At 65.6% G+C, this 6420-nt stretch carries 11 protein-coding genes; 1 reads left to right on the top strand and 10 read right to left on the bottom strand.

What is annotated here, in order from left to right; translation table 11 throughout:
* Nucleotides 1-108 precede the first annotated feature (108 nt).
* The 8 genes from NUU27_RS24555 to NUU27_RS24520 all read right to left on the bottom strand — a co-directional run bounded on the left by NUU27_RS24555 (nucleotide 109) and on the right by NUU27_RS24520 (nucleotide 4706).
* Nucleotides 109-1032 carry a lytic transglycosylase domain-containing protein gene (locus NUU27_RS24555; protein ID WP_257764927.1) on the bottom strand — a complete coding sequence of 308 codons (924 nt, stop codon included), beginning with the start codon at nucleotides 1030-1032 and terminating at the stop codon, nucleotides 109-111.
* 5 nt (nucleotides 1033-1037) lie between these two features.
* Nucleotides 1038-1382: a DUF736 domain-containing protein gene (locus tag NUU27_RS24550; RefSeq protein WP_257764926.1), complete on the bottom strand. Its 345-nt coding sequence runs from the start codon at nucleotides 1380-1382 to the stop codon at nucleotides 1038-1040.
* 69 nt (nucleotides 1383-1451) lie between these two features.
* Entirely contained in the window at nucleotides 1452-1997 is a 546-nt protein-coding gene (locus NUU27_RS24545; RefSeq protein WP_257764925.1) for a S26 family signal peptidase, read from the bottom strand.
* Nucleotides 1994-2512 carry a DUF2840 domain-containing protein gene (locus NUU27_RS24540; RefSeq protein WP_257764924.1) on the bottom strand — a complete coding sequence of 173 codons (519 nt, stop codon included), beginning with the start codon at nucleotides 2510-2512 and terminating at the stop codon, nucleotides 1994-1996. The genes NUU27_RS24545 and NUU27_RS24540 overlap by 4 nt, the downstream gene beginning before the upstream one ends.
* A complete protein-coding gene (locus NUU27_RS24535) occupies nucleotides 2509-2763 on the bottom strand; it encodes a hypothetical protein (protein ID WP_257764923.1) in 255 nt (84 codons plus the stop codon). The genes NUU27_RS24540 and NUU27_RS24535 overlap by 4 nt, the downstream gene beginning before the upstream one ends.
* Nucleotides 2760-3410 (bottom strand): ParA family partition ATPase, encoded by a 651-nt coding sequence (parA, locus tag NUU27_RS24530; protein ID WP_257764922.1) that lies wholly within the window; start codon nucleotides 3408-3410, stop codon nucleotides 2760-2762. The genes NUU27_RS24535 and parA overlap by 4 nt, the downstream gene beginning before the upstream one ends.
* The gene (locus tag NUU27_RS24525; protein WP_257764921.1) at nucleotides 3407-4435 is read right to left on the bottom strand and encodes a replication initiator protein A; all 1029 of its coding nucleotides are present in this window, start codon (nucleotides 4433-4435) and stop codon (nucleotides 3407-3409) included. Before NUU27_RS24525 ends, parA begins: the two co-directional genes overlap by 4 nt.
* A gap of 1 nt (nucleotide 4436) precedes the next feature.
* Nucleotides 4437-4706: an AlpA family transcriptional regulator gene (locus NUU27_RS24520; RefSeq protein WP_078707881.1), complete on the bottom strand. Its 270-nt coding sequence runs from the start codon at nucleotides 4704-4706 to the stop codon at nucleotides 4437-4439.
* A gap of 455 nt (nucleotides 4707-5161) precedes the next feature.
* Here NUU27_RS24520 and NUU27_RS24515 point away from each other — a divergent pair, with 455 nt between their 5' ends.
* A complete protein-coding gene (locus NUU27_RS24515) occupies nucleotides 5162-5449 on the top strand; it encodes a DUF2285 domain-containing protein (protein WP_257764920.1) in 288 nt (95 codons plus the stop codon).
* 14 nt (nucleotides 5450-5463) lie between these two features.
* Here NUU27_RS24515 and NUU27_RS24510 read toward each other — a convergent pair whose 3' ends face one another.
* Nucleotides 5464-5940 carry a DUF2285 domain-containing protein gene (locus NUU27_RS24510; protein WP_257764919.1) on the bottom strand — a complete coding sequence of 159 codons (477 nt, stop codon included), beginning with the start codon at nucleotides 5938-5940 and terminating at the stop codon, nucleotides 5464-5466.
* The gene (locus tag NUU27_RS24505; protein WP_257764918.1) at nucleotides 5918-6247 is read right to left on the bottom strand and encodes a transcriptional regulator domain-containing protein; all 330 of its coding nucleotides are present in this window, start codon (nucleotides 6245-6247) and stop codon (nucleotides 5918-5920) included. The genes NUU27_RS24510 and NUU27_RS24505 overlap by 23 nt, the downstream gene beginning before the upstream one ends.
* Nucleotides 6248-6420 lie beyond the last annotated feature (173 nt).

The raw sequence follows: 6420 nt of genomic DNA, 5'->3' as shown, positions 1-6420 counted from the left end.
ACTCCGCCTTCTCTGCCCTTTCCGCCCTTCCTGACCTGAATCCAGCCAGGCGCAAACCTGCCTGACTGGACACCGAAATGAGCACCGCCGAACGCGGGAACGCCGTCCTCATGGCGTTCCTCCGTCGTCGGCGCGTGCCACGAAAATGCTGCCGCCCTGCGGCTCCACATCGGCGAGATCGCGCACAGAAATTGTTGTGTGGGCGTGGCCGGATTGCACTTCGGACGACGGCATAGCGGCAGTTTCTGTGTCGCCCGAGCGCGCGACGAACAGCGGAGCCGCACGCCAATCCGGCGGCGGCGGTGGCACCGTCGTCGCCACCTCGGATGCAGCCGCGCCGCCGAGAGCAGGCACGAGCGCAGCGACATAGGCGTGGGTCTCGGCAGGCAGAACGCGCCCGGTCGCAAGATATTCGTCATAGCGGCCAGGACCGGCATTGTAGGCCGCGAGCATCGCCGCGACATTGCCGTATCGGTCCCACATTTCGCGCAGATAGGCCGCGCCCGCCATGATGTTGTCGCGTGGCTCGTAAGGATCGCGGCCGAGCCGATAGCGGACGCGCAGGCCCTCCCATGTGTCGGGCATAACCTGCATCAACCCCATCGCACCGGCCGACGAGATCGCGCGCACGTCGCCTGCGCTTTCGGCGCGCAGCACGGCGCGAATCCACCGCTCGGGAACACCGAAGCGCTGCGATGCCTCGGCGATGTGAGCGCCATAAGGATCGGCGCTGACGCTGCTCGCGATGGGGGCGGACTGCGCGACGGCGGCGGTTGGTCCCGAGCAGAGCGCCAGGACGCCGGCAAGCAGGAGAACAGCATAACGAGGTGCTAACCCGCCTCCGCTATGCCGCCAGCCTGTCAGCGTGCTCGCTGCGGTCAAGGGTGCGCGCGAAGCGCCGGCCGATGGCCGCCCCTGACCTTCGCTGCGCGCGCCGGCTGTCCGGTGGCCGAGCGGGACGACGAGATGAGACGGTCTTCCCGCGAACAACGGGATGAGGGTTTTGAGCGCGGAGATGACCGGAGAACGCATGGCTCTCATGCCCGCTCGTCGCGCGGTTTCGGACGGTTCCAGTGCAGCGACCATGACGTGCCCGTGTCGTCGTCGCGGAACAGATTGGCGCGGATCGGCTGCGGCCAGGCGGGATCGTCGATCAGCACGGAGAGATATTCGCCGGCCTTCTCGCCGGTGCGTTTCCAGGCCGCGCCGATCTCCGGGCCTGTTTCGTTGCTCATGCCGTCGAAGAGGTGAACGCGATAATCTGGTGCGTTCTCCGCGTCGGACGGGTCTGCCACGATGATGATGTCCTGATGCAGTAAAAGCGTCCCGAGGTTTCCGATGAAGCCGGTCTCGTCGCGCGTGAATTCACCAATCTGGGGCATGACGGTCTCCTTGGCGGTCACGTTTGGAAAGGCCATCGGCGGGCACCGCTCCCGCTGATGGGAAAGCGGTCATTGCGTCGACGCGCGCCATTCGTAGCGGCCGTCGCCTTCCTCATCGGTCCAGAGCGGCAGCGCCCGGCCGATGACGGAACTTGCGGGGATGGGTCCGAAGTAACGGCCGTCGAGGCTGTCGCGGACTTGCCCATTCATGAGGAAGACTTCGCCGTCGCCGATGACGCGGCAGCCCTGCCACACCGGCAGATCGCGGCCGATGCGGTCGCGCTGCAGGGCCTCGCCCATCTCGACGCCATCGACCGTGATGGTGGATCGCAAGCGGCAGACGCGCTGTCCCGGAAGACCGAGAACGTGCTTCAAGAGCGGCACACCGCGCCCGACATAGCCGCGCTCGACCATGAAGGCGGCGAGTGCTTCGGGCGGCATGACGGCGACCAGCTCGGGCACGTCGATCCGCTCGGCCGCCTCGACGGTGTAGAAGCCGATCGGCGCGCTCGCCGTGGCGTTCCAGATCAGTTTTGTCGGTGCGTCAATCGCACTGGTGGCGCCGATGGTGAGCACGGCGAGCATCATCACCGCGAGGGTGCGGCGGCGCGTCATGGCTCAATCCTCCGGCGATGCAGCCAGGCGGCGTGCCGTTCGGGCGTATAGGCATGCGGCTCGAGGCCAGCGATCAGCCGGTTGTGGACGTGCCGCCAATGATCGGGTGACGCATCAGCCGGATCGAGGCCGAGCGCTTCCACCGCGTCGATCGCGGCAAGCGCGCGCTGCACCTTCGGCCAGCTATCGAGACGCAACAGGATGTCGCCGCCCGGACGCACGAAGGGCAGCGTCTGGAACGGTTCGCCGCGGCCAATCGCGCGCACAATGTCGATCCGCGAGATGATCGTTCCGTGTTCGCCGGACGCCCAGCGAACGAAGGCGAAGACGCTGTTCGGCGCAAAGCCGACCACGCTGCGGCGGCGGTCGATGATCTGTTCGTAGGTCTTGCGGCCGAATCGTATCCAGTGCTCGACCTTCTGCTTGTGGAAGGTCAGTTCGACCAATGTCGTGAAAGGCGCGGGACCGTCCGGCAGCGGACGGCCGTGCATGCGGCGGGCCGCCTTGCCGGTCATGTCGGGTCTCCCTCGGTGGATGGAAATTCGTGCGCGAGCAGGTCGCGCAGCATGTCGGCGACGGTGATCCCGCGCCGGAAGGCCGCAACCTTGATGCGCCCGCGCAGGTCGGGCGTGATGTCGATGGTCAGGCGCGCGGTGAACGCTTCGCCGGCGGCCTTGCCGTTCGGCGGCATCTCGGCCGCCCTGATCCAGCTTTCGGGATTGCCCGGTCTGGACACGAAACCGGGCTTTCGGGCGCGTCCGGTCATGGCGCTCTCCCGATACCGAGACGGTCGATCTCGTCGGCAAGCGCGGCGATCTCGCGCGCTGCCGGACTATCGCTGTCGATCTCGGAGGCGAGCCGGCCGGACTGCGCGGCGTCGGCGAAGACGACGCGCTGGCCGATGGCGGCTGCGAGCACAGGCGGATCGTGATCGGCCAGCGTCTCGGCCGTCTCGCGGGCGATGATGGTGCGCGCACCACAACGGTTGAGAACGAAGCGCGCGGCCAGTTCGGGCCGGTAGATGCGCGCCTCCTTGAGAAGCGCCAGCATCTCGGCCGAGGCCCAGCCGTCGAACGACGATGGCTGTACCGGGATCAGCACGAGGTCGGCGGCGAGCAGCGCGGAACGCATGAGGCCGGCGACACGCGGCGGCCCGTCGATGACGATCATGTCCGCATCGCGGGCCAGCTCGGGAGCCTCGCGGTGCAAAGTATCGCGCGCCAGGCCGATGACGCCGAAGGCGCGCGGCAGGCCCTCATGGCCGCGCCGTTCTGACCAGTCCAGCGCCGAGCCTTGCGGATCGGCATCGATCAGGGTGACGCGCTGGCCGCGCTGCGCCCAGGTTCCGGCGAGATGCAGCGCCAGCGTGGTCTTGCCGGCACCGCCCTTCTGGTTGAGGAGCGCGACGATCATGGCGCACCTCGCCGGGCAGCACCGGCACCATGGCTCGCCTGCGCGCGCGCCAAAGAAGAGAAGTTAGATTCTCTGTTAGATTCTTCTATAGAGTCCGGCGCGCGATTTGCGCCTAATGTCCCGATACTGCGTGCGCCTAATGTCCCGATAGGATTCACAGGCGTTTCCACAGGCACTGTGGATAGGTTTTCGGGAAGGAAACGCAGCAATTCGCGCCCGTCCTCCCATTCAAGCTGAAGGCCGTAACCGGGCAGCGACTGGCGAGCCGCAATACGGCGCAGGTCGAGCGCGAAATCGGATGGCCGCGCCGCGCTGCCGGACTTCCGATGAAGATGGGAAATCTCGAAGGCCCAGCCCTCGGGCTGGCGTCCGGCGTGCTTGCGGGCGACGCGGTAAAGCCATCGCTCGATGCCGCCCGTCAGCCGGAAATAGGCCGGGTCGATCGTGAGCACCAGCGAGCGGTCGATGACGCTGTTGTAGAACCATTCGGGCAGGACGAACTCCATGCCCTCGACACGGCCGGCGCGCGTCGTCATTTCCTCCCACTCGTTGATCCAAGAGAATTGCCGACGCCGCCAATGCCGGCCGTTGCGGATCGTGGTGGCGATGACGGTCGATTGCAGGCGCGCAAGCGCCGCCTTGAGCAGCAGATAGTCGCGGTTGCCGGTCGCGCGTCCGATAGCGCGCAGGAGCTGATACGGCATGAAGCGGAAGAAGCGCGACGTGGTGAAGCCATTGTTTTCGGCGGCGACGAGCTGCGAGGCAGCCCAGATCAGCACATCGGCGTCCCATATGGTCGCCATGCCGTGCTCGGGCATGGCGAACACCTGCACCTCGACATCGGCGGCCCGGTAAAGGATCGGTTTGGTGCGCGGCTTCTTCGCCAGCGAGAAGAACGGCCGTTCCATCAAGTCGCGCTGATCGCGTGGGCTCGCATCGCCGGTGGCGACCACGAAGGGATCGAGGCGGCTGCGCTCGCTGTCGTTCTCGGGTTGCGTGGGGCTATGGTCGTCGTCGCGCAGCATTCTAGAGCTTGCTCCGCTCATCCGGGGTCAGCGGGCGTGCGGGAAAGACCGTGCCGGCGTCCTTGTCGCGGGTGGATTTGCGGGCGCCGATCTCGGACCAGGCTTCCAGATCGCGGACGGCGTAGAGGACGCGGCCGCCGATCTTGCGGTAGACGGGGCCGGTTCCGTAGGTCCGGTGCTTTTCGAGCGTGCGGAGCGAGATGCCGAGGAAGCGCGCGGCTTCCTTGGTGCGTAGAAGACGCGGCGGTAGGTCCGCGTTGCGGGTGGCCATGGAATCACCTCCGGTTCGTCAACAGGCGGCTGTCGGGGACGACAGCGGGCTGTGGCGAACCGTGGCGAGTGACGGGCGGCGTGTAGCGTGCCGCATTTGCGCCTATGCGCTGGCGGCACCCCTCAAACGGGCGAAAAACAGAGGGATTTCAGCGGGCTTTTGCGTGTGGCGTCGATTTGGCGAAGACATCGCCGCACAGCTCGGCTAAGAACGAAAGCGGAGCAGACGCGCTGTTCCGGGGCGTCGAAACCCCTGTTAGCGGTTGGTGTCGACCGTGACGGCACCCCACTCCTTGACCTTATGGTCGGGGAGCCCTTGGCGCATGTCCAGGGCTTCTCGCCTAAAGGCCACGGGGCCGTCTAACACGGTTTCGAACTCCCCGATCACCAGGTCAGAGGGGCCATTTGCGGGGGCGCACCGCAAGTCAGGCTCTTCCGGGATGAAGGGGAATAACAATGCCGGTTCCCGTCGAACTCGATCCCGATGTGGACGACGAAGCGCCGACGCTCGACGGCATCACGCCTTATGACGAGCAGCACTATGTCACCTATCTGCGTCTTCTCGATGCCAAGGCCGAAGGTGCGGACTGGACCGAGGTCGCACAAATCGTTCTGCATCGCGATCCGGCTGCGGAGAAGGATCGGACGTATCGTTGCTGGCAGAGCCATCTCACGCGTGCGCAATGGCTTTCCCGAGAAGGCTACAGGCGGATATTGGAAAAGGCGGTCGCGGAAGGCGGTTGAGACTTCGAGACCCGTTAGCCGTTGCTCGGCTTGATCGGATAATGCAGCAGCAGGCGGTAGCCGCCCCTCATCATCTTCAGGCCGTGGGCAACGAGACGGCGAGCCTTGTTCTTGCGCGGATCGATTTCGAAATCCTCTTTCGTTCCCCGGAAACCGAGCAGGACCTCGGCAATCGTGCGATAGCTCTCGTCGCGTAGCTTGGCATCGAGCGCACGCAGGGACAGGATGTGGAACTGGCGCAACTGCGCCGGCATCGCGCGATAGTCCCGGCCAGGCGGCCGTCGCATGAGAGAACGCCAGAATCGGCGGGCCGCATGGGCACGCAGATCGAAGAAGCGATCCGGGGGTAGGCTGAAGACGTAGAACGCCGCTCTATCGAGCGCGGCGCCGGGAAACCAGAACTGATGTGTCACGCCATCGACCTGCCACAAGCCATGCCAGCCATCATCGGCCTGTCGCAGATCGAGGTTATCGAGATGGGCGAGCGTCACGATGGGTTCGGTTGCGCCATCCTTGTGATCGGCGGGCGCTAGGCGGATGGCCCGTGGCTGCAGGCCCGGAATCCAGAACAGGGATTGGCTGTCGGGCGGTGTTTCGGGGGCGCAGGGGAAATCGCAACCCCCAGCGCCTGGAGAATGCCTCTAGGCTGTGCGGGGCCGGTTTGCCGATGCGCGAAATGGTCCGGTAGTCCTGATGATATTCGTCAAACCGCCGAAGGTATTCCCAGGCGAAACCGCCGGCGGGAATGCTCTTGGCGGGCCCGTAGGCCGCTGGCGAACGCCAGTCGATGTCCAGCATAACGTTGCCTCCCCATATCGGACATCGAAAGCGGTGCCCGACCGGGAAGCTTCGGCAGCAGAAGACGGCGTTTGAAGTCGCTATAATCCGATATGTTGATCGCGTAAGCCGATCAATATTCGTGGTTTTCTTCCTAGCATTGCTTCTGTGTTTCCGCTCGCCGGGCGGAGCCC

Source organism: Nitratireductor sp. ZSWI3 (genome assembly GCF_024655565.1).
GTDB lineage: Bacteria > Pseudomonadota > Alphaproteobacteria > Rhizobiales > Rhizobiaceae > Nitratireductor.
This window is presented reverse-complemented; position numbering and strand designations above follow the sequence as displayed.

Excerpts from the sequence above, each read along its gene's own strand:
- NUU27_RS24535 (WP_257764923.1), bottom strand. The coding sequence starts at position 2,763 with ATGACCGGACGCGCCCGAAAGCCCGGTTTCGTGTCCAGACCGGGCAAT.
- NUU27_RS24550 (WP_257764926.1), bottom strand. The coding sequence starts at position 1,382 with ATGCCCCAGATTGGTGAATTCACGCGCGACGAGACCGGCTTCATCGGA.
- parA (WP_257764922.1), bottom strand. The coding sequence starts at position 3,410 with ATGATCGTCGCGCTCCTCAACCAGAAGGGCGGTGCCGGCAAGACCACG.
- NUU27_RS24505 (WP_257764918.1), bottom strand. The coding sequence starts at position 6,247 with ATGCTGGACATCGACTGGCGTTCGCCAGCGGCCTACGGGCCCGCCAAG.
- NUU27_RS24525 (WP_257764921.1), bottom strand. The coding sequence starts at position 4,435 with ATGCTGCGCGACGACGACCATAGCCCCACGCAACCCGAGAACGACAGC.
- NUU27_RS24515 (WP_257764920.1), top strand. The coding sequence starts at position 5,162 with ATGCCGGTTCCCGTCGAACTCGATCCCGATGTGGACGACGAAGCGCCG.
- NUU27_RS24555 (WP_257764927.1), bottom strand. The coding sequence starts at position 1,032 with ATGCGTTCTCCGGTCATCTCCGCGCTCAAAACCCTCATCCCGTTGTTC.
- NUU27_RS24540 (WP_257764924.1), bottom strand. The coding sequence starts at position 2,512 with ATGACCGGCAAGGCGGCCCGCCGCATGCACGGCCGTCCGCTGCCGGAC.
- NUU27_RS24545 (WP_257764925.1), bottom strand. The coding sequence starts at position 1,997 with ATGACGCGCCGCCGCACCCTCGCGGTGATGATGCTCGCCGTGCTCACC.
- NUU27_RS24520 (WP_078707881.1), bottom strand. The coding sequence starts at position 4,706 with ATGGCCACCCGCAACGCGGACCTACCGCCGCGTCTTCTACGCACCAAG.